General features: G+C 66.0%; 16 protein-coding genes and 2 pseudogenes. 1 reads left to right on the forward strand and 17 read right to left on the reverse strand.

Going from position 1 to position 22,114, the window contains the following annotated elements:
* Positions 1–113: 113 nt before the first annotated feature.
* The 10 genes and pseudogenes from ACCQ15_RS09800 to ACCQ15_RS09845 form a co-directional block, all read right to left on the reverse strand.
* Positions 114–647, reverse strand: coding sequence for a hypothetical protein (locus ACCQ15_RS09800; RefSeq protein WP_372353901.1), 534 nt, complete (start codon positions 645–647; stop codon positions 114–116).
* Positions 648–969: 322 nt separating this feature from the next.
* A complete protein-coding gene (locus ACCQ15_RS09805) occupies positions 970–3,243 on the reverse strand; it encodes a methyl-accepting chemotaxis protein (RefSeq protein WP_372381459.1) in 2,274 nt (757 codons plus the stop codon).
* Between the two features lie 128 nt (positions 3,244–3,371).
* A pseudogene (locus ACCQ15_RS09810) lies at positions 3,372–4,040 on the reverse strand (MCP four helix bundle domain-containing protein); the annotation flags it as partial.
* 243 nt (positions 4,041–4,283) lie between these two features.
* Complete coding sequence (locus ACCQ15_RS09815) at positions 4,284–6,293, reverse strand: chemotaxis protein CheA (RefSeq protein WP_008577777.1); 2,010 nt, start codon at positions 6,291–6,293, stop codon at positions 4,284–4,286.
* 33 nt (positions 6,294–6,326) lie between these two features.
* Entirely contained in the window at positions 6,327–6,692 is a 366-nt protein-coding gene (locus tag ACCQ15_RS09820; protein ID WP_002806565.1) for a response regulator, read from the reverse strand.
* Positions 6,689–6,997 (reverse strand): STAS domain-containing protein, encoded by a 309-nt coding sequence (locus ACCQ15_RS09825; protein WP_003489692.1) that lies wholly within the window; start codon positions 6,995–6,997, stop codon positions 6,689–6,691. The genes ACCQ15_RS09820 and ACCQ15_RS09825 overlap by 4 nt, the downstream gene beginning before the upstream one ends.
* A gap of 102 nt (positions 6,998–7,099) precedes the next feature.
* On the reverse strand, positions 7,100–8,374 hold the full coding sequence (locus ACCQ15_RS09830) for a chemotaxis protein CheW (protein WP_011347245.1): 1,275 nt from the start codon (positions 8,372–8,374) through the stop codon (positions 7,100–7,102).
* Complete coding sequence (locus tag ACCQ15_RS09835) at positions 8,371–9,153, reverse strand: ParA family protein (protein WP_003489696.1); 783 nt, start codon at positions 9,151–9,153, stop codon at positions 8,371–8,373. Before ACCQ15_RS09835 ends, ACCQ15_RS09830 begins: the two co-directional genes overlap by 4 nt.
* Before the next feature lies 1 nt (position 9,154).
* On the reverse strand, positions 9,155–10,129 hold the full coding sequence (gene motD, locus ACCQ15_RS09840) for a flagellar motor protein MotD (RefSeq protein WP_011347247.1): 975 nt from the start codon (positions 10,127–10,129) through the stop codon (positions 9,155–9,157).
* Positions 10,130–10,135: 6 nt separating this feature from the next.
* A complete protein-coding gene (locus ACCQ15_RS09845; protein WP_008576379.1) occupies positions 10,136–10,876 on the reverse strand; it encodes a flagellar motor protein in 741 nt (246 codons plus the stop codon).
* A gap of 808 nt (positions 10,877–11,684) precedes the next feature.
* Between ACCQ15_RS09845 and ACCQ15_RS09850 the strand changes: the two are divergent.
* Positions 11,685–14,594 (forward strand): annotated as a pseudogene (locus ACCQ15_RS09850) (TonB-dependent receptor); the annotation flags it as partial.
* A gap of 32 nt (positions 14,595–14,626) precedes the next feature.
* Here the strand turns inward: ACCQ15_RS09850 and ACCQ15_RS09855 are convergent.
* From ACCQ15_RS09855 to flhF, 7 genes are all read right to left on the reverse strand, one after another.
* Positions 14,627–15,729, reverse strand: a protein-coding gene (locus tag ACCQ15_RS09855) for an IS3 family transposase (RefSeq protein WP_372166127.1) whose coding sequence is annotated in 2 segments (ribosomal slippage) — positions 14,627–15,471 and positions 15,471–15,729 — 1,104 coding nt in all. Because the reading frame shifts where the segments join, the coding sequence is not laid out codon by codon here.
* Between the two features lie 291 nt (positions 15,730–16,020).
* A complete protein-coding gene (locus ACCQ15_RS09860; RefSeq protein WP_011347258.1) occupies positions 16,021–17,679 on the reverse strand; it encodes a chemotaxis protein CheA in 1,659 nt (552 codons plus the stop codon).
* Positions 17,680–17,681: 2 nt separating this feature from the next.
* Positions 17,682–18,308 (reverse strand): protein phosphatase CheZ, encoded by a 627-nt coding sequence (locus ACCQ15_RS09865; protein ID WP_005918195.1) that lies wholly within the window; start codon positions 18,306–18,308, stop codon positions 17,682–17,684.
* The gene (gene cheY / locus ACCQ15_RS09870; RefSeq protein WP_002813536.1) at positions 18,308–18,700 is read right to left on the reverse strand and encodes a chemotaxis response regulator CheY; all 393 of its coding nucleotides are present in this window, start codon (positions 18,698–18,700) and stop codon (positions 18,308–18,310) included. The genes ACCQ15_RS09865 and cheY overlap by 1 nt, the downstream gene beginning before the upstream one ends.
* A gap of 35 nt (positions 18,701–18,735) precedes the next feature.
* The gene (locus tag ACCQ15_RS09875; RefSeq protein ID WP_008576048.1) at positions 18,736–19,503 is read right to left on the reverse strand and encodes an RNA polymerase sigma factor FliA; all 768 of its coding nucleotides are present in this window, start codon (positions 19,501–19,503) and stop codon (positions 18,736–18,738) included.
* Positions 19,500–20,384: a MinD/ParA family protein gene (locus ACCQ15_RS09880; RefSeq protein WP_005918202.1), complete on the reverse strand. Its 885-nt coding sequence runs from the start codon at positions 20,382–20,384 to the stop codon at positions 19,500–19,502. The genes ACCQ15_RS09875 and ACCQ15_RS09880 overlap by 4 nt, the downstream gene beginning before the upstream one ends.
* Positions 20,371–22,071, reverse strand: coding sequence for a flagellar biosynthesis GTPase FlhF (gene flhF, locus ACCQ15_RS09885; RefSeq protein WP_014090102.1), 1,701 nt, complete (start codon positions 22,069–22,071; stop codon positions 20,371–20,373). Before flhF ends, ACCQ15_RS09880 begins: the two co-directional genes overlap by 14 nt.
* Positions 22,072–22,114 lie beyond the last annotated feature (43 nt).

The raw sequence follows: 22,114 nt of genomic DNA on the forward strand, positions 1-22,114 counted from the left end.
AGTCGCCGCGCCGATGAACTCAGCCGCATAAGGCGTGATGGTTCAGCGTGAACTGGTGCGTGCTACGCGTGATGTTGCCCGGGCGCTGCGTGGCAAGGTTTGCCTGCAGCGGCTCAGTTGCGCTGCGCGACGTTCACGCTGGCGACCGATTGCTGCAGGCTCTGCAGTTCGGTCCACAAGACGTGGCGAGTATCGCCGCTATGGCCCAGCGACAAGGCTTGTGCGTATTGCAGGTCGCCTTCGTGCAGGGCGCGATTGGCCTGACGGTGCTGTGCCAGATACTTGCCCAGCTGCTGCTGTACCAGCGCGAATTTGCGTGCCTGTTCGCCCTGCGGCGCGGTGGCCTGGAAGTAGCCGGCATGCCGTGCGATCCGCTGGTGCAGATTGCCCAGACGCTCGTCGTAGGCTTCGATACGCGCCGCATCGTGCCTGGCGGCAAGCTGTGCACGTTGATCGTCGCGCAACTGCGCCAGATCCACCGCCAGCGCCTGCAATGCAGTAACCGGCACATTGTCCAGAAGCACCGAGACCGGCGCTGCCGGGGCGGCGAAGGAGGGCGGCAACGAGACGCCCGCAGCCAGCAACGCGACGGTGAACACACAGCCCAGCACGTTGCGGGCAGAGCGGTTGGAGTTGGCGGTGTGCATGCGGACGTCCTTCGATCTAGCGCGGGCAATGCGGCCCTCAGTGCTTGTTGTATCGGCCGCACGAGCCTGCGCTTGACCGATTTTCGACCAGCGGCACGCTTGCATGGTCGTCGCAATGACTTCCTTCTCCTGCGGGGAAAGCCGGTGCGCAGCGCCGGATGAAGGCACGCGCACAGCCTCATGCGCCCACCGCAAGCTGTCGACAACGACACGCGACACTGCCTCGGCAGGGTTTTCCCCGCCAAAAAAAAGCCCCGACATTGCTGCCGGGGCCTGGGGACCACCTGCCGTCTGATCCGGCGGCCGTGTATCTGCAGTGGGCTTAGAACTCCTGCCAGTTCGACTCGCTGTTGCCGGCCGCGGCAGCCAGCCGGCGTTGCGCTGGGGCGGGGGCGGCGCTGGGTTTTGTAACAGCCGAGCCGGTCACGCGTTTGGCAACGCTGGCCGACGTGGCAGCGGCCAGGCGCAGCGGTGCAGGGCGCTTGGCCGCGGGCACCACACCGGCGACCTGCTGCACCTTGAAGATCGATACCGCATCGGACAACTGACCGGCTTGCTCTTCCATTGCACGTGCCGCGGCCGTGGCTTCTTCCACCAGCGCCGCGTTCTGCTGGGTGGTTTCGTCCATCTGCGTCACGGTGAGGTTGACCTGCTCGATCCCGGCCGACTGTTCCTGCGAGGCGGCAGAAATCTCGCCCATGATGTCGGTGACGCGCTGCACGCTGGCGACGATGTCGGCCATGGTCTTGCCGGCCTGGTCCACCAGGACGGAGCCTTCGGCGACCTTGCTCACCGAGTCGTCGATGAGGTGCTTGATTTCCTTGGCTGCGCCGGCAGAGCGCTGGGCGAGCGTGCGCACTTCGCTGGCCACCACCGCGAATCCGCGGCCCTGGTCGCCTGCGCGCGCCGCTTCCACTGCGGCGTTCAACGCCAGGATGTTGGTCTGGAAGGCAATGCCGTCGATGACGGAGATGATATCGGCGATCTTCTTCGACGAGACTTCGATGTCGGCCATGGTGGACACCACCTTGCCGACCACGTCGCCGCCTTGCGACGCCACAGCCGCCGCGCCGATCGCAAGCTGGTTGGCCTGGCGTGCCCCTTCGGCGTTCTGCCTGACGGTGGAGGTGAGCTCCTCCATCGAGGCCGCGGTTTCTTCCAGGTTGGCGGCCTGCTGTTCGGTGCGCTGCGACAGATCGTTGTTGCCGGCGGCGATCTCGCTGGCCGCGGTATTGATCGACACCGTGGCGTGCTGGATGCGCCCGACAATGCTGGAGAGCTGTTCGGTGGTGGCGTTGGCATCGTCGCGCATCTGCGCGTACACGCCGTTGAACTCGCCCTGCATGCGCTGGGTGAGATCACCTGCAGCAATGGCCTGCAGCACCTTCGACAGCGCGCCCAAATTACCGTCGGCGGTGGCCATCAGCCGGTTGAGGCTTTCCACCATTGCCAGGAAATCGTGCTGGAAACGCGCCGTATCGCCGCGTACGCTGAAGTCGCCATCGGCCGCAGCCTGGGCCAGCAGTTTGATCTCGCTGTTCATCGCCGTCAGGTTGGATTTGACGGTGTCCATGGTCTCGCTCAACACGGCTTCTTCGCCCGGCAGGCGGTCCATGTCCTGGCTCAGGTCGCCGATGGCGTAGCGCGACATGATCTGCGCGAGCTTGAGCTTGACCGCGATATGCGCATCTACCAGAGCATTGGTATCGCGCACCATGCTGCCGTATTGCCCGGGAAACGCATCCTGGTCCATGCGGAAGCTGATCTTGCCGCTGTCGTGCTGGCGGGCCATCTCCTGCTGCGCGGCGGCAACGGCCTTGAGCTGCTCCTGCATGCCGCGCATGCTGGTCAACAACTGGCCGGGCTCATCGCCTGGCTGCGGGCCGATCGGGTGATCCAGATCGCCGTGGGCGATCGCATCGGCGACCTGCGTGGCCTGCTTCAGCGGCCGCACCAGGCTGGCCGAGATCAGCCACGCCAACGCGGCGGCCAGGCCGGCCGCGAGCAGGCCGAAGGCGATCAAGGCACGGTTTGCCAGCGCCACGCTGCCCAGGATGGTGGCCGCGCCGGCGGCATTCTGCTGATTCTGCAATTCCACCGCGGCAGCAATCGCCTTGGAGCGGCGCTCCAGCAACGGCTGCGCCTGCCCACTGAGCAGCTGCTTTGCGCCCTCCAGGTCGCCTTCGCGTACCAGGCCCAGCAGCCGGTTGTTGGTGGCGCGGGCAGCGGTGAGGCTGTCTTCGATGGCCTGCCGAGCACGTAGGCCGTCGCTGTTGGTCGGCAGCTGTTTCAACGCGGTCCACAACTGCGCGTAATGTTCGCGATTGGCCTTGAGCTGCGCATCGACAGCGGGCCGCTGCTGCGGGGTCGCCAGCATGAAGTCGCGGATGTAGCGCTCGCCGAGCATGTTGCTCTCGCGCATCTGACTGAGCAGCGCTGCCTTGCGGTTATTGACCTCGACGATGATCGCGACCTGATGTTGGACGGTCTTGAACTGGGACAGCGCCAGGGCGGTGGAGCCGGCAAGCAACGCGATCAGCAACGCGAATGCCACCGCCAGGCGTCGCCCGACGGTCATGGAATGCAGGAATTTCATGGTGTTTCTCTCTGGGGAGGGTGGAAAAGAGATACACCGGTAGCGTTCGCCACCCGGAATTCTGAAGTCGCATGTTGCATTGCAGCATGCTGGCGTTCATGGTGCTCGGTGGGGCCAGCGCGAGGCATGGCCAACGCGAGCGGGCCGGCGATGCTGCGGGCGATGAACCAACCGGCAAATGCAGCCAGCAGCACGACCAGCACCATCGCCACGAGCATGACCTGCACCGAGCGTTGATAGGTCGCCTCGGCCTGCGCGATCTCGCTGTCCATGTGGGCGACGTTGAACTTGGTCAGCTCGACCAATTTCGCGAACAGGTCGCGCCGCGCCGGGCGCGATTGCTCATCGGAAACGCGATTGGCAGTGACCAGATCGCCGGCACGCACCGCGGCGCTGAGTGCGGCGTTGGCCTTGTAGTACGCGTCCAGTTTCAGTTTGACCTCGTCGTACAACTCGGTCTCTCTGCCGGCCGTGGTGGTCTTGGCGTAGGCGTCCTGCGCCGTCGCGACGTCGGCGCGCGCCTTGTCCATGCGTTCGAAATAATTCTGCACCGCCTTCGGATCGTCGGCGTGTGCCAGCTGGGCAAGTTCGTAGGTGCGGAATTCGCCGAGCAATGCGCGCATTTCGCTCAGTTGCTGCACGGCCGGTGCCCACACGGTGCCGATCTCGCGCAACAGATGTGCGCTGGACTGCATGCGCACGAGCGCAAACCCGCCCAGGCTCAAGGTGATCAACGCGGTAAAGGAAAACGCCACGGCCAACTTGCGGGCAACGGCAAGATTGCGGAACCAGTTCATAGCGGTCTTCTCGTATTGCAGAGAACGACTGGCCTCGTGGGCGCCCGTCAGTGGTTGGGCGAATGACGATGGCAGCGTCGAAAGATCCGGACAAAGGGCCAGAATCTCCGCCGGTCGTGTCGGGCCGGACGGGTGTTGCTGATGCCGGCAGTCCCCATACTGCCGGCGATCGCTCCAGCACCCATCGTGCATCGATGGCGTGGTGGAGCCTTGCGCCGCGGCATCCAGGCCGCGGCGAGTGCATTACGCGGCTTGCGGTACCTTGAGCGAGCGCACCAGGCCACCGATGTCCACGATCAGCGAGACCCGCCCATCGCCGAGGATGGTGGCGCCGGAAACGCCCGGAATCCGCCGGTAATTGTTCTCGATGTTCTTGACCACCACCTGCTGCTGGCCAAGCAATTCGTCCACTTCCAGCGCGATCTTCTGGCCGTCGCCTTCGACCACCACCACCAGCGATTCCTTGGAGGACTGTTGCCCGCCGAAGCCGTAGTAATTGGTGAGCGAGAGGATCGGCAGATATTCGCCACGCACCCGCAGTACCCGACCGTCGCCGGCCATCGCGCGGACGTCTTCCGGTGCCGGCTGCAGGGCTTCGAGCACGTAGGACAGCGGCAGGATCAGGGTTTCGCCGGCGACCGAAACGGTCATGCCGTCCAGAATGGCCAGGGTCAGCGGCAGACGGATCAACACGCGGGTACCGCTGCCGGCGTTGCTTTCCAGCTGCACTTCGCCACCCAGGCCCTGGATGTTGCGGCGGACCACGTCCATGCCCACGCCACGACCGGACAGGTCGGTCACCGCATCGGCGGTGGAGAAGCCCGGTGCGAAGATCAAGTCCCACACCTGCGCATCGGTCGGGTTGTCCGGCACGGCGATGCCGCGTTCGGCCGCTTTTTCCAGGATCTTGGCGCGATTGAGGCCACGGCCGTCGTCGCTGACTTCGATCACGATGTGGCCGCCCTGGTGCGATGCCGCCAGGGTAATCGTGCCGGTTTCGTCCTTGCCGGAGGCGCGGCGCGCATCGGGCATTTCCAGGCCGTGGTCGATCGAGTTGCGCACCAGGTGCACCAACGGATCGGCGATCTTTTCGATCAGGCCCTTGTCCAGCTCGGTGCTTTCGCCAATGGTGCGTAGGCGCACTTGCTTGCCGAGGCGGCTGGAGAGGTCGCGTACCAGGCGCGGGAAGCGGCGGAACACCGCATCCACCGGCAGCATGCGCACGCCGATGACCGCTTCCTGCAGATCGCGGGTATTGCGCTCGAGCAGATCCAGGCCGGCGAACAGCTGTTCGGCATGCGCCGGGTCCAGGCCGGTGGAGACCTGCTTGAGCATGGCCTGGGTGATCACCAGTTCGCCGACCAGATTGATCAATGCATCGACCTTGTCGACGCTGACGCGGATCGAGCTTTCGGCTTCGGCAGCGGCGGCCTTGGCCGGTGTCGCCGCGGCGGCAGCAGGTTCGGCAGCGGCGCCCGGTGCAGCGGCAACGGCTGCAACCGGTGCGGCCGCCGGAGCGTCCACGGCCAGGCTCGGCGGCGGGCCGGGCACGGCCATCGGGCGGATGTCCAGTTCGCAGTCGTCCACCACCCAGGCAAAGGTGTCTTCGATCTTGCTGCGCGGAATCTTGCCGATCAGGCCCAGGTCCCACGCCAGATACGCTTCCAGCGGATCGATGTTTTCAAAACCCGGCATGCGCTCCAGACGCGCGGCGATCTGCAGCGGGCCCAGGTGTTCGAGCTCGCGGATGATGCGCAGCGGGTCGTTGCCGCTCATGAACAGCGACGGCGCCGGCGTGAAACCGATGTGCCAGGCTTCGGGTTCTTCTTCCTTGGGCTTGGCGACCGCCGCGGCGGCCGGCGCTTCGCCAGCGAGCACGGCATTCAACCGGGTGTGCACGGCCTTGACCGCAGCCGGATCGGCCGGGGTGCCGTGTTCGGCTTCGCGCAACAGGGCGCGCAGCACATCGACCGAGCCAAGCATGGCATCGACCGCATTGGGTTCGAGCTGGCGCTTGTTGGAGCGCAGCTCGTCCAGCAGCGTCTCCAGCACGTGGGTCAGCCCTGCGACGGCGTCGAAACCGAAGGTGGCAGCGCCGCCCTTGATCGAGTGCGCGGCGCGGAACACCGAGTTGATGATTTCCGGGTCGCGGTTGCCTTCTTCAAGCGACAGCAGCCCGGCCTCCATCGCGTCGAGCCCTTCACGGCTTTCCTCGAAAAAGGTGGCGTGGAAACGTTGCAGGTCCATGCTCATGGGCGTGAAATCCGAAGCTGAAGCGAGGAGGGTTTAACCGAGAACTTTCTGCACGGTGGCGATCAGCTGTTCTGGGTTGAACGGCTTGACCAGCCAACCGGTGGCGCCGGCTGCCTTGCCTTCGGATTTCTTGTCGGCCGCCGACTCGGTGGTGAGCATGAGCATCGGGGTGAACTTGTAGTCCGGCAGCTGGCGCAGCTCGCGGATCAGCGAGATGCCGTCCATGTTGGGCATGTTCACGTCGGTGACCACCGCATTGAAGCGCTGGCCCTTCGCGCGGCCCAGCGCAACGGCGCCGTCTTCGGCTTCTTCGACGGCAAAGCCGGCAGAGGTGAGGGCGAAAGAGACCATCTGGCGCATCGACGCCGAATCGTCCACCACCAAGATACGTGCGCTCATGCGGCGTTCTCCACAGATTTCAGGTTGTCATTGGATGCGGGGAGTCCGAGCGCGTCGGTGACGCCGAGCAGACGCGCTGCATCCCTAAAAGTGTCGTTGCAGCCATCGAATTCGGTGTGCAGGCCGGCCTGGCGGCGGCTCTGCACAAAGGCGCAGAGCAACTGCACGCTGGCGGTGTGGATGCGTCGGACTTCACCGGCATCAAGCACCAGGTCGCCGTCCTGGGTGAGGAATCCGGCAAGCTTTTGCTTGAGGTCGGCGCTGGTCTCGATGCCGAGATCCTCACCCAATGTCACTGTGCTCATTGTTGCTCCGAACGGATGGTTCTATGCGTACTAACGGCGGGGGGCGGAAAAGCTTTAACGGTGAATCGTTGTGCGTGCAGGTGCGAGCAAGCTAGGCGCGCGTCAATGCAGCAGATGGGTGGCATCGAGCAGGATCATCGGCTGATGGCCCAGACGTGCGACACCGCGGAACAGGTTGTTGTAGATGCGGCACAGCCGGGCGTTGTCCGGCGGCTCGATCTGCTGATCGGTGAGGCTGGTGACGTCTTCCACGGCCGACACGCGCAGGCCCATGGTTTCGCCGTTTTCTTCCAGCACCACCACGCGGGTCTGCAGGTCCATGTCCACCGGCGAAGAGCCCAGGTGGATGCCCAGATCGATCACCGGGACCACCTGGCCCCGCAGGTTCATGATGCCCAGCATGGCGCTGGGCGTGCCGCGCAGCGGCAGCAGCGGCACCGGCAGCACCACTTCCTGCACCTTGAGCAATTCCAGCGCATAGGTCTGCTCGCCGCAGCGCAGACGCAGCCAGCGGGTGCTGCGTTCGCTGGCGCGGCGTTCGGCGTGAATCTTGTCGGCCTGGCCGGGTGCCAGCAGTGCCTGCAGCCCGGTCGGTGCCGGCGCGCGTGCCGGCGCCGGTGCCGCACGGGGGGCCGGGGCGGGCGCCGGTGCCGGGGCGGGTGCAGGCACCGCGACCGGTGCGGCCTCCAGCCCGAAGGCCGGGTCGGCATCCATTTCTGCCAGCAGATCGGCGGTGATCAGGTCCACTGCAGTGGGCGCGGTTCCGAACGCCGGATCGGCATCCATTTCGGCCAGGAAGTCGGCGGCGATGTCGGCGGCGCTGGGCGCGGCCTTGGCCGGCGGGGCGAATGCCGGGTCGGCGTCCATTTCGGCCAGGAAGTCGGCAGCGATGTCGGCGGCGCTGGGTGCGGCGTTGACCGGCGGTGCGAAGGCCGGGTCGGCGTCCATTTCGGCCAGGAAGTCGGCAGCGATGTCGGCGGCGCTGGGCGCGGCCTTGACCGGCGGTGCGAAGGCCGGGTCGGCGTCCATTTCGGCCAGGAAGTCGGCGGCAATGTCGGCAGCGCTGGGCGCGGCCTTGACCGGCGGTGCGAACGCCGGGTCGGCGTCCATTTCTGCCAGGAAATCGGCGGCGATCGCATCGGCGCTGCGCGCTGCGGCAATCGCGTTGGAGGTGGCAGCTTCGGAGACGGTAGCGGCTTCGGGAAGTGCGGCCGTCTCGACCGGCGGCTCGGCCAGCGCAAGATCTGCATGCGCAAGTGCCGGCGTTTCGACCGTGGCTGCGGTGGCCGCAGGTGGGGCAACGCTCTCCACGCCCGCATCGTGCAGCAGGCCTTCCAGATAATCGTCCAATTCACCGTTGGCGGTGGGGTTGCTCATGCGGCTTGCTCCATACGCATCGCGTCATCGGCCAGCACCCATTCCAGCGCACGGCGATACGCGGACAGGCCGCGGCCCTGATAGTCGCCGCCAACGGCGGGCACGGTCAGGGCGGCGGCGTTGCAGATTCGGGTGTCCACCGGCACCGCGTCTTCCCAGACGACCGGGCCGTAGGTGGCCTGCATTTCCTTCAGCGTTTCGGTGCCGGCGCGGGTGCGGCGGTCGAACAGCGTAGGCAGGATCGACACCGGCAGCTCGCGCCGGCGCGAGCGCTGCACCATGTCGGCGGTGCGCACCATGCTGGCCAGGCCATGCAGGGCAAGCGGCTCGGCCTGGGTCGGCACCACCACGCGGTCGCAGGCGGCCAGTGCGTTGATCATCAGCAGGCCCAGGGTTGGCGGGCAGTCCAGCAGGATGTAGTCGTGCTGGCCGGCATGCCGGGTCATGGCGTTCTGCAGCGCCAGGCCCAGGCCGGGCTGGTTGGCGCTGCGGCGTTCCAGCGTGGCCAATGCGGCTTGCGCGCACACATACGACAGGCCCGGAATGCTGCTTTCATGCGCCAGGCTGGCCAGGTCGCTTGGCGGAGTGCCGAACAGGTCCAGCACCCCGCGCGGCGGCGGGTCGATCGCCACGCCGAAGGCGCGGGTGAGCGAGGAGTGCGGATCGAGGTCGATCAACAAGACGCGGTGGCCGAGCGCGGCCAGGCCGCGACCCAATGCCAGCGTCGTGGTGGTCTTGCCGACGCCGCCCTTTTGGTTGGCGATTGCCCAGATACGCATGTCACTGCACTCCTTGAATTACGGCGGGGACGGAACTTGTGCCGCTTTCGGTGGTGACGGCCGTTTGGCCGCCGTCAGACTTGGGAAGCTTGGGCGCCCCGGCGGCGGTCGCATTTAATTGCGATGGCGGATCGGGTGCGAGTGAGCCAGCCGAGTCAGCGAGGATGATCAACACCACACGCCGGTTCGCATTCCGTCCCGCCTCAGTGCTGTTATCGGCACGTGCGCGGAATTCTCCATAGCCCACCATCGCCAATCGTTGCGGGGCGATGCCGTCGTCGGCGAACAGGTGCACCACGCTTGCCGCACGCGCCGCAGACAGCTCCCAGTTGGAGGGGAATTGCGCCGTGGCGATGGGCTGGTTATCGGTATAGCCCTCCACGCGCACGCCATTGGGCGCATCGCGCAGCACCGAGGCCAGCGTGGACAACGTCCCGCGGGCGCCGCCGGCCAGGGTGGCCGAGCCGGTGCCGAACAGGATGTCGCTGTTGATCTCCACCTCGATCCACAGATCGTTGCGGCGGATGGTGATCAGTTGCTTGTCGATCAGCGGGGCCAGCGTCTTGCTCAGCTGTTGCTCCACTGCATCCATCTGCCGCTGTGCGCGCGCCAGTTGCGCCTGGTTGCGCAGCGACACCGGCATGCGCATCTGCGCGGCCATCGACGGCAGCAGGGTGGGGTCGGTCGGGCCATTGGAAGCCGCCATCGGCGCGCCGGCCTTGATCACGGATGGGCGGTCGTAATCGGCGCCCAGGGTCTGGGTCTTGCCCAGCTGCACCGGGCTGGCCTTGTTCGACGAGCCACCGAAGGCGCTGGTCAGCGCTTGCGCCATGACCTTGTATTTGCCTTCGTTGAGCGAAGAGATGGCGTACATCACCACGAAGAACGCCAGCAGCAGCGTCATCAGATCGGCATACGGAATCGCCCACGCTTCGTGGTTGCCATGTTCTTCGTGGTGTTTGCGACGACGGGCCATAACGCGCTAATGCAAGTAGCCTGCCAATTTCGACTCGATGTTGCGCGGGTTCTCGCCCTGGGCGATGGCGATCAGGCCTTCGATCGCCATTTCGCGCTCATTGGTGCTGCAATGGATCACGCTCTTGAGCTTGGCGGCGACCGGCAGAAACAGCAGGTTGGCCGAGGCGATGCCGTAGATGGTGGCGGTGAAGGCTGCCGCGATGCCATGCCCGAGCATGGCCGGGTCGGCCAGGTTCTTCATCACCGCCATCAGGCCCAGTACCGCGCCGATGATGCCCAGGGTGGGCGCATAGATGCCCATGCCCTCGAATACCTTGGCCGCGGCAAGATCCTGACGCTCCTGGTTGTCCACTTCGATTTCCAGCATGTGGCGCATGGATTCGGGCTCCACGCCATCGACCAGCATCTGCAGGCCTTTGCGCAGAAAGGCATCGTCCTGACGCGGCAACTGGTCTTCCAGGCCCAGCAGGCCCTGGCGACGGGCGATATTGCTCCACTCGACGATACGCGCCACCAACTGCGGGCGATCGCTGGCCGGCGGCTGGATCACCCAGCGCAGGATCTTGAACGCGCGCCGGAAAACCGCCGGCGAGGTATGCAGCAGGATCGCCGCCACCGTGCCGACGATGACGATCACGAAGGCAGCCGGCGACCACAGCGACGAAATGCCGGCACCTTTCAACACGCTGCCGCCCACGATCGCCACGATCGCCAGCACCAGTCCGATTACGCTGAGTCTGTCCATGCATGCGGTATCGGCCCAGGCCCGGCGGACTTGATAGATGCGCCCGGTTGGCGCGCCAGAAAGTTGTCGTTCTGGGGGATGGGTCTGCGAATTGCCGACGTCGTTGCGGGCAATCGCGCGGGCGGGGACCGGTTCCCCGGTCGTAGAAGGCTGCGATGAACTCAGTGGTGCCGCAGGTCAGCCCATGCGTTACCGAGGCGGACACAGGAAGACACGACCGACGCGGCACTAAAGCCCCTCTCCCGCCGGGAGAGGGGTTGGGGTGAGGGTACGTCCATGCGCAGCTTCTGGTCCCCGGCTTAGGTGAGGGCGCGAGCGCGGCCGGGAACCGTCTCTTCGACTCTGCAACATTCTTGATAACTCGCCATCACCGCACGTCCCTGTAATGGCGATAGCCGGCAAGCGACGTGCTGTGGCCATGGGCAAGAGGTGCCGACACGCAGTTCGACCCTGCTTCTCGCTGAGCTCGGTGAGTGATGGAACGCGCGCAGGCGCCACGGTAAACCGCTTGCGCCTGGTTGCGGGCGAGGGCGCTTGCGGGCCGCGATCGAGCGGTTGCTGCAGCAGGCAGGCTGTAGCGTGCCGCGTGCAAGCGTGGCGAGCCCGGCCGCAATCGTGGCGCTTGCAACGCCGCCGGCCTGCTGCGCGGCAGAATGCGTTGGCGCATGGGCTGTGCTACTTAGGTTTGCACGGCATTAGAACGATCTAATCGCATCCGCGCAGAAGAGGGGAGAAGACCAGGAAAACCGGGCGCCGCAACGGTGCCGGATGTTTTTGCGTTACTTCGCGCGGCGTTGTTGTCCGGTCGTTGGATCGATACAAAGCCGCCGAGGCCGATCACCATTGGGAGAGCACGACCGAAATGAACTGCACGCCATTCGCACGCAACCGCAGCACGCTGTACGCCGGTATCGCCATCGCCTTGTTCGCGAGCGCCGCCTCCACCACTGTTTCCGCCCAGCAGGCCGACGGCACGCCGGCGCCCACGGGCCAGGCCGCGATGCAGGCCACGGACCTGGACGCGGTGACGGTGACCGGCTACCGCTACGCGATCGAAAAAAGTCTGGAGCAAAAGCGCAACGCCAACGCCGTGGTCGATGTCATCACTGCCGAGGACGTGGGCAAGTTCCCCGACAAGAACGTGGCCGATGCGCTGCAGCGCGTGCCCGGCGTGGTCATCAGCCGTGACGGTGGCGAGGGCAAGAACGTCAGCGTGCGCGGCCTGTCCTCGGAGCTGGTGCTGACCGAATTGAACGGCAACTACATCGCCACCGCCGAATCCAACGGCGACCCCACGCGCTCGTTCAACTACACGCTGCTGCCGTCGAACCTGCTGGGCAGCGCGGAGCTGTACAAGACCCCGGAAGCGCGCATCGACGAAGGCGGCATCGGCGGCACGGTGATCCTGCAGACGCGGCGCCCGCTGGAACTGGAGCCACATTCCGGCTTCGTCTCCGCCGAGGGCACCTGGTCCGATACCAGCAAGAAGACCGACGGCCAGTTCTCCGGTTCGTACTCCTGGCACGACAAGGACAACCGCTTCGGTGTCTTCGTTGGCTACACGCAGCAAAAGCGCACCGCACGTACGCTCGATGCCAGTACCGAGAGCTGGCAGTGGTACGGCCGCGACGAAGTCGGCCCGGCAGTCGACGTCAACGGCAATCCGTCGAACTTCAACGCCAACTGGTGGGGCGGGACCGGTTTCTGGAACCAGGACGGCAATTACGCCACCGGTTTCATGATGCCGACGGCGGTCAGCCTGGACGCCAAGCGCGAGGAGCGCGAGCGCAAGGGCGGGCAACTGACCCTGCAGTTCAAGCCCACCGACGACCTGACCCTGACCGCGAACTACTTCCGCTTTGACCTGTCGCAGAATTCGCAGACCAATACCATCAAGATTCCCGAGTGGAACATTGCCCGCTATTACGGCGACGGCAACTGGCGCGGCGGGCGCCTGCTCGACCGGCTGCAGTTCGATCCCAGCGGCACGATTGTCACTGGCGCCGCCTACAGCCTGCGTCCGGGCAAGACCTACTACTGCAGCGAGGCGCAGGCCGCCGCGGCCGGCCTGCCGCCGGGCGGCTGGGGCTCGGACGACTGCACGGTGCCGACGCCGCAGATCACCGGCAGCTACAACATCGAGAAATCGCAGTCGCAGACGGTGGACCTGGGCGGCGAATGGCGTGGCGAGCAGGTGGACGTGGCGTTCAAGGTTGGCCGCACCTGGGCCAAGGGCGGGCCGGAGCTGCAGTTTTCCTTACCGATCAAGCCGCGCCTGCAGAACGCCGACGGCAGCTGGAGCAACGGCAATTTCGCCAGCGCCTGGGACCTGACCGGCACGCCGTCCATGACCTTCTCGCCGGAGCTGATGCAAAACCTGCGCGACGGCATCCTACAGGTCGACCTGGGCTCGACCGGCTCGTCCTGGACCCGCAACACCAATCAGCAGCAGTACGCACAGATCGATACCACCTGGCATTTCGATGGCGAGGTCTTCGACTCGCTGCAGTTCGGCATTAAACGGCGCGACGGCGGCATCCACCGCAATACCGGCAACAACTACTGGGTGTGCCCGGGCACCGACCCGGGCGACTACGACAACCGCTACTGGAACGGGCGCTGCAATGCCATCGCCACCCAGTTCTCGCCGGGCCTGCTGTTCGCGCAGGACAACCTGGCCGGTGGCGTCAACGCCAGCGCGTTCCCGGCGATCAACTTCCCGGGCTACATCGGCTACTTGAACCAGACCTACGGCGCGATGCAGACCCGCAGCGAAGACAACTTCGTCTACAACGTCGACGAGGAGATCTATTCCACCTACCTGCAACTCAACTTCCACACCGAGCGGCTGCGTGGCAACGTCGGCGTGCGGGTGGCGCGCACCGGCCAGCGTGCCGATTCCACCGACAAGGTGACCGCCTACAACGACTACTTCTTCGATGGCGCCGACGGCAATCCACTGGCCTGCCAGCAGGGCGCCGCCACGCCCAGCGGCGCCCCGGCCGACACCTATTGCGGGACCGAAGGCTACTGGCGTTTGTCCGACAGCGTGCAACGCACCGAGTCGTTCGTGGTCAGCGGGCTGGACCGCAACTACACCGACGTGCTGCCGAGTTTCAACCTGGCCTACGACCTGACCGAGAACCTGCTGCTGCGCGCGGCAGCCGCGAAGGTGATCGCACGTCCCAGCTACAACGACATCGCCGCGCCCGGCAGCCTGGAGTTTTACAGTCCCGAGTACGTGGCCGACCGGCGCCTGACCGGCGGTGCCAGCGAGCAGGGCTGGTACGGCTCGGGCAGCAACAAGAACCTGGAGCCGTACAAGGCCAACCAGTTCGACCTGGGGCTGGAATGGTATTTCCAGCCGGGCTCGGTGGCAGGTGTGGGACTGTTCCGCAAGAACGTGGAGAACTTTGCGGTCGACGTCATCAGCGACGTGAACATGATGGTCGACGGGCAACCGGTCACCGTGCAGAACTACAGCACCCAGGCCGGCGGCCAGGACGCGGTCTCGCAGGGTGTGGAGCTCTACGCGCAGCACACGCTGCCATTCGGTCTCGGTGTGCAGTTCAACTACACCTACAACGATGCCAGCAAGGCGGCGGTGCGGCTGGAGGATGGCACCGAGGCCGGCAAGACCTCCATGCCGGGCAGCGCCAGAAACCAGACCAACCTCACCGTGTTCTACGAGACCGACAGCCTGCTGCTGCGCGCCTCGCGACGTCCCCCCGCCCTGAGTAGCGGTCGGGTTTAGAGTCCGGGGTTGATGATATCGGTGTTTGCCAGATGTTGGGCATAAGCGGACGGCGTCATGCCGCCAATTGCTTTCTTCGGTCGGTCCTCGTTGTATTCGCGTCGCCAGCGTTCGATCTCGGTGCGCGCGTGCAGCAACGTCGGGAACCAGTGCTCGTTGAGGCATTCGTCGCGTAGTCGGCCGTTGAACGATTCAACATAGGCGTTTTGATTTGGCTTGCCGGGTTGGATTAGCCGTAGTTGCACACCACGGGCATGTGCCCAGACGACCATCGCTTTGCCGCAAAACTCCTTGCCGTTGTCGGTGCGGATCACCTTCGGTAAACCGCGACTGTGTGCCAACCGATCCAGCACGCGCGCAACGCCGTGCCCGGAGATCGCGCGTTCCACCTCGATGGCGACCGCTTCGTGCGTTGCGTCGTCCACGATCACCAGACACTTGATCACTCGGCCGTCGGCGGAGCGGTCGAACACGAAGTCCATCGACCACACCTGGTTGGCCTGCGCTGGCCGCAGCAGCGGCTGACGCTCGCCAACCGGCACCTTCTTGCGCTTGCGGCGCCGCACTTGTAGCTGCTGCTCGCGATACAACCGCTCCACGCGCTTGTAGTTCACCAGGCGTCCTTCCTGTCGCAGCTTGAGATAGATCATCCCCACGCCGTAGCGGCGATGGCGATGCGCCAACGCAAGAATGCGCTCGCGCAGTTCGCCATTGCGGTCTTGGCGTGGGCAATAGCGCAGCGCGCTGGCGCTCATGCCGATCGCCGCCAAGGCGCGACGCTCGCTGGCACCACGCCCGATCCACTCGCGCACCAGCGCACGACGCGCCGGTGCGCTCACCACTTTTTTCGCAACGCATCCTTGATCAGGTCGTTCTCGAACAACTGCTCGGCCAGCAACTTCTTTAGCCGCGCGTTCTCGGCCTCAAGATCCTTGAGCCGCTTGGCGTCGGGCACGCTCATTCCGCCGAACTTGCTGCGCCACAGGTAATACGAGGCCTCGCTGAAGCCATGCCGCCGGCACAGATCCTTGATCGCCACACCGGCATCAGCTTCGCGCAGGAAGCCGATGATCTGTTCTTCAGAAAAACGCTTCTTCACGTCCAATCTCCTTGGGGTAGGGAATTGGACTCCAAACTGAGGTGCTACTCAAAATTGGGGGGACGTCGGCGCAACCCCATCGAGGTGTCTACGAGCATTAGACCAGCACACCAACTTACCGGCGCGCGCAGCAATGCTGCTAGTGAAACGACAACGGCCGCAGTACGCGGCCGTTGTCGTTAGATCAGGCAACAAGGATCGTTTTGACGATTCCCGATTCCCGATTCCCGATTCCCGATTCCCGATTCCCGATTCCCGCTTCTCCCAATCCCGAATCCCGAATCCCGAACCTCAATGATCGCTGGAGCGCAATCCATCCACATCCAGGATCAGCGCCATGCGGCCGTCGCCGATCAGGGTGGCGCCGGCGTAGCCGGGCAGGCCGCGCAGGGCGCGAGGGAGTGGTTTGATCACCACTTCCTCGCGGCCGCGGACCTGGTCCACCACCAGGCCGAAGCGGGTTTCGCCGGCCTGCAGCAACACCACGGTCAGCAGCGGCGGTTGTTCGGCCGGTACGCCCAGCCAGCGGCGCAGGTCGATCAGGGGCAGGGTGTGCGAGCGGCGGTCCAGCACGGCGCGGCCGTCGAACCAGCCCAGCGAGGTTTGCGGTGCATGCAGCACTTCCACCACGCGCGCCAGCGGCAATGCGTAGACCGCTTCGCCGGCCTGCACCAGCAGGGTCGGCAGAATCGCCAGGGTCAACGGCACGCGGATCATGAAGCGGCTGCCGCGGCCCAGTTCAGACTGGATCTGGATCTGCCCGCTGAGTTCGCGGATACGCGACTGCACCACGTCCATGCCCACGCCACGGCCGGAGATGTCGGTGACTTCCACCTTGGTCGAGAAGCCCGGCATGAAGATCAGATGCAAGCACTCGTCGGTGCTCAGGCGCGCGGCGGCTTCGGCGTCGATCAGGCCCTTGTTGCGGGCGATTTCGCGCAGGCGCTCCGGGTCGATGCCGGCGCCGTCGTCCTGGATTTCGATGCTGACGTAGTCGCCTTCCTGCTGCGCCGACAGGCGCACATGGCCGCTGCGCGGTTTGCCGGTGGCTTCGCGCAGGGCAGGCGATTCGATGCCGTGGTCGATTGCGTTGCGCACCAGGTGCACCAACGGGTCGGCCAGGGCTTCGACCAGATTACGATCGAGCTCGGTTTCGGCGCCGATCAGTTCCAGCTCCACCTCCTTGGACAGGGTGCGCGCGACGTCGCGGGCCACCTTGGGGAAGCGCGCGAACACCTTGCTCACCGGCTGCATGCGGGTGCGCATGACCGCGGTCTGCAGGCGTGCGGTGGCGATATCCAGGGTGCTGACTGCGCGGTCCAGTTCTTCGTCGCGCAGGCGGGTGCGCAAGGTCTTCAGCCGGTTGCGCGAGAGCACCAGTTCGCCGATCAGGTTGACGATGGCGTCCAGGCGCTTGGTGTCCACGCGCACGGTCTGTTCGGCTTCGGCGCCGGTCTTGGCCGCGCCCTTGCCGGCCGCCTTGGGGGCGGGCGCATGCGCATCGTCGCCGTGTGCGGCGGCAACCGGCTTGGCCGCGGCCGCCTGCGGCGCGGCCTTGACCGCCGGCGGGGCGCTCTTGGCGTCGAACTGCGCGATCAACGTGGCCGGTGCGTGCGGCACGGCTTCGCCCGAGCCCATGGCATCCAGCATGGCCTGCAGATAATCCAGCGATTGTTGCGCGGCATCGAAGTGATGCGCCTGCAGCACCGCCTGGCCCGAGCGCGCCATGCCCAGGGTTTCTTCAGCGGCGTGGCACAGCTCCACCATGGGCTTGATCGCCAGAAAGCCGGCGCCGCCCTTGAGCGTGTGGAAGCCGCGGAACACCGCGTTGAGCTGGTCGGCTTCTTCTGGCGCCTGTTCCAGCGAGACCAACTGTTCGCCGAGGCGATCCAGGATTTCCTGGGCCTCGACGATGAAATCGGCAGCAATATCGTCTGGAACAGCACTCATGGTTACAGCCCCAATCCGGACAGCAGGTCGTCGGCATCGTCCTGCGACACCGCGTGACGGTCCAGGCCCTTGACTGCAGGACCGGCAAGACCGCCGTCGTCTTTCTTCGGTTCGATGTTCTTCGGCGGCAGGCCGAGCGCACCGAAGCCTTCATGCACGCGCCGCACGATACCGGCCACGCGCCGGATGATCTGGCCGCTCAGGTCCTGGTAGCTCTGCGCCAGCGACAGCTCGGTCAGGTTGTGGCGCATCTTTTCCAGCAGCGCGCCCTGGTCCTGATTGAGCCCGCCGTTGCGCAGCTGGTTGGCTAGCTCGCGGCATTCTTCGACCAGATCCAGCGTGCGATGGCTGGCCTTTTCGGTCATTTCCACCACGTGGTCCAGACGCGAACAGGCATCGTCCAGTTCGCCGGCTTCTTCGGGGATGGTGGGCAGCTCGCCCAGCGCCTGGCCGAGTTCGCGGGCGAGCCGGCTCAGGCTCTGCATCATCGGGCGCGTGCGCAGGGCGGCGAGATGATCCACCTCGCGACGCCAGGCGACCTGGTCACCGCTTTCCAGTGCATCGAGTGCGTTCTGCAGGCGCTCGATCAACGCGGCACGTTCGGCATCGGTTTCCATGGTCGCGTTCATCAGGCGGTCGCCGCCAGACGTTCGAACACCTTGCCCAACTTTTCTTCCAGCGTCTGGGCGGTAAACGGCTTGATGATGTAGCCGTTCACGCCGCACTGGGCCGCTTCGATGATCTGCTCGCGCTTGGCTTCGGCGGTCACCATCATCACCGGCAGGTGCTTGAGCTTGGCGTCGGCGCGGATGTTGCGCAGCAGGTCGATGCCGGTCATGCCGGGCATGTTCCAGTCGGTGACCACGAAATCGAACGGGCCGGCACGCAACGCCGCCAGGGCGCTGTTGCCGTCTTCGGCCTCTGCGGTGTTGGTAAAGCCGAGATCGCCCAACAGATTCTTGACGATACGTCGCATCGTCGAGAAGTCGTCCACGATCAGGATCCGCATGTTCTTGTTCACATCAAGCTCCTAACACGAAAAATTACGCGAAAAATTCAGTCGTCGACTTCGACGCCGGCATCGGCCAGTTCGAAGACTTTGAGGCGGCCACGCAAACGCACCACCGCCTGGCCATGGATCTGGCACACGCGCGATTCGCTGACGCCCAGCACGGCGCCGATTTCCTTCAGGTTCAATTCCTGTTCGTAGTACAGCGACAGCACCAGCTGCTCGCGCTCGGGCAATTGGCCGATGGCCTTGCCCAGCTCGCGACCAAATTCGCCACGCTCCATCATCTGCTGCGGGTTGGGGCCACCCTTGGCGGTGGTGTCCAGCTCGCCGTGATCTTCGATGCGCGATTCCAGGCTCAGCACCTGGCCACGTGCGGCATCTTCCATCAGACGCAGGTAATCGGGCAGCGGCATTTCCATCGCGGCGGCCACTTCGGTGGCGGCGGCGGCGCGGCCGGTGTTCTGTTCGATCTTGCGCACGGCGGCGGCAGCGTCGCGGGCGCGGCGGTGCACCGAACGCGGCACCCAGTCGCCCCTGCGAATCTCGTCGATCATCGAGCCGCGGATGCGGATCGAGGCATAGGTTTCGAACGAAGCGCCCTGTTCGGAGTCGTAGCTGCGCGAGGCTTCGATCAGGCCGATCATGCCGGCCTGGATCAGGTCGTCCACTTCCACGCTGGCCGGCAGGCGCGCCGCCAGATGGTGGGCGATGCGGCGGACCAGGTCGGCGTGCTGGGTCACCACGTCGTTGGCGTTGTTGCGCTGCACGGCGCGGTACTGCGCGCTGGCCGTGGTTGCGGTAGCGGTGCTCATGCGGCCACTCCCCGTTGGATGATGCGTTCGACAAAGAACTCGACGTTGCCGCGCGGCACGGTCGGGGCCTGCCAGCGCGAGGTACGGCGTGCGATTTCGGCGATGGCCTGCGCCGACGGACTGGCGGGGTAGGCCTTGATGACCGGTTGCTGGCGCTGCACCGACAGGCGCAGCCAGTCGTCCTGCGGCACATGGCCGAGATAGTTCAGCGACACATCGCCGAGGAACTTTTCGCACACGCGCGAGAGCTTGTCGTACAGCAAGCGACCTTCGTTGGGGTCGCGCACCATGTTGGCGATGATCTGCAGGCGGTCCACGCCGCGTTCGCGCGAGAGCACCTTGATCAGCGCGTAGGCGTCGGTGATCGAGGCCGGCTCGTCGCAGACCACCACCACGGTGTCCTGGGCGGCCTGGCAGAAGGTCAGCACGCTGTCGGTGATGCCGGCGGCGGTATCGATGACCATCACGTCCAGGTCGCGTTCCAGTTCGGAGAACACGTTGACCAGGCCGATGTGTTGGGCCGGGGCCAGTTCGGCCATGTGGCGGCGACCGGAGGCGGCCGGCACCACCAGCACGCCGCCGGGGCCTTCGATGATGACTTCATCGAGCGTGCAACGGCCGGCAATCAGGTCGGCCAGGGTGTACTTGGGCGCCAGGCCCAGCACCACGTCCAGGTTGGCCAGGCCGAGGTCGGCGTCCAGCAGCAGCGTGCGTTTGCCCATGTCGGCAAGCGCCACGGCCAGGTTGGCGGAGATGTTGGTTTTCCCCACGCCGCCCTTGCCACCGGTCACGGCAATGGTGCGCACCGGGCCCAAAGGCTCGGGACGGGTCGCCGACAGGGGGAAGGCGTTGGTCAGTTTGGCGTATTCACGCGACTGCATGGTTGTGCTCCGGAGTACAGGGCTTATCGGCAGCGCGCCGCAAATCTTCAAGGCGAAGAACGAGACTGGCGGCATTGGCGCGGTGCAGGTCGTCAGGGACCCGCTGTCCGTCAGTCACCCAGGTGATGGGCATTTGGTGGTCGACCACCACCGACAAGGCGCTGCCGAAGCGGCCGGTCTCGTCGAGTTTGGTCAGCACCACGCCTTGGGGCTTGGCGTGGGCGAAGCGGCGTACGACCTCGTCGAGGTCGGAAAAATGGGCGTTGGCAGGCAGTACCAGCAGCGAGGTGACCTGCTGGGCGGCACGCAGCCAGTTCAGCTGGGCGGCCAGGGCGCGGTCGCGCTGGCCCATGCCGGCGGTGTCGATCAGCACCAGCTTGTAGTCGCGCAGGCGCTCGAGCAGGTCCAGCAGGCTTTCGGCGCTGTCGGCCTCGTGCACCGCGATGCCGAGCTGGCGGCCGTAGCTGTGCAGCTGTTCGCGGCCGCCCACGCGCTGGGTGTCGGTGGTGACCAGGGCCACGTCGCGCGGGGCGTGCTGGGCGGCAAAGCGCTGGGCGAGCTTGGCGATGGTGGTGGTCTTGCCGGCGCCGGTCGGGCCGACCAGGGCGATGACGCCGCCACGTTCCAGCGGGTCGACCGGGGACACCGGCAACCGCTTGGACAGCAAGCCCAGCATCAGGCCGCGGCCACGGTGCAATTCGGTATCGGCCGGGATCTGCAGGGCGATATCGCGGGTCAGGCCGGCGTCGAAGCCGTAGTCGTCCATCAGTTCCAGCGCCTGGGCGCGCACCGGCGAGCCACGCAGGCGCTCGTCGGTGAGGCGGTTCATTTCGCGCTCGATCATCTGCCGCATCAGCGCCAGCTCGCCACGTAGTTGCTTGAGTTCTTCGTCGTTCTGCGGGATCGGCGCGGCCGCCACCGGCACTGCGGCCAGCGCAGCGGGGGCGGGCGGGGCGACCACGATCGGCGGCAGCGCGGCCGGCGGCAGGATCTGCGGAAGGGCGTCGTCCAGATCGAAGTCGGCTTCGTCGGCGAAGGCGTCGTCGTCCTGGCCTGCGGCAGCAAACGCCGGGGCGGTGACCGTTGCCGCCGCGACCGGCGCGGGCGCCTGCACCGCCGTGGCCGGGACGGCCGGGCGCTGCACCGGGGCCGTGGTCAAAAAGTCGGCGAACAACTGTTCCGGTACGGCCGACAGCGCGTGTTCCTGGCGCGGCGCGGCGGTGACGGCAACCGCGTGGGCGAGTGCCTGGGCAGCGGGCGAAGGGATGCTGGCGGTACGCACCGGCGCGGCGACCGGCGCCTGGCGCGGCACGCTGACCGGCTGGCGCAGCGCCATGGCGGCAATCATGTCGTCGGCGGCGCTGGCGACGCGCTGGCGCTGGCTTGCCTCGGCGTCGGCAGACGGCTTGAGCAGGGCGTGCACCGGTGCAGCGGGCTTGGCCGGGGCTTGCGGGGCAGGCGCCGGCTGAGCGGGAGCCTGCTGGTGCTGTGCGGGGGCCGGGGTGTCGGAGCGCGCGGTTTCCAGGGCGCGCTGCACGAGCTCTTCGTCGTAATTGCTGGCAGCGACGATCTCGATGCCTTCGGCGGTGCGACGGTTGGACAGGATCACCGCGTCCGGGCCGTGTTCTTCACGCACCATGCGGAATGCGGTGCGCATGTCCGGGGCGACAAAGCGTTTGATCTTCATACGAAGTGCCTCCAGGAACGGGACCCGCCGGACGCCGGACGGG

This window comes from Xanthomonas sp. NCPPB 1754 (assembly GCF_041475725.2).
GTDB classification, from domain to species: Bacteria; Pseudomonadota; Gammaproteobacteria; order Xanthomonadales; family Xanthomonadaceae; genus Xanthomonas; species Xanthomonas euvesicatoria.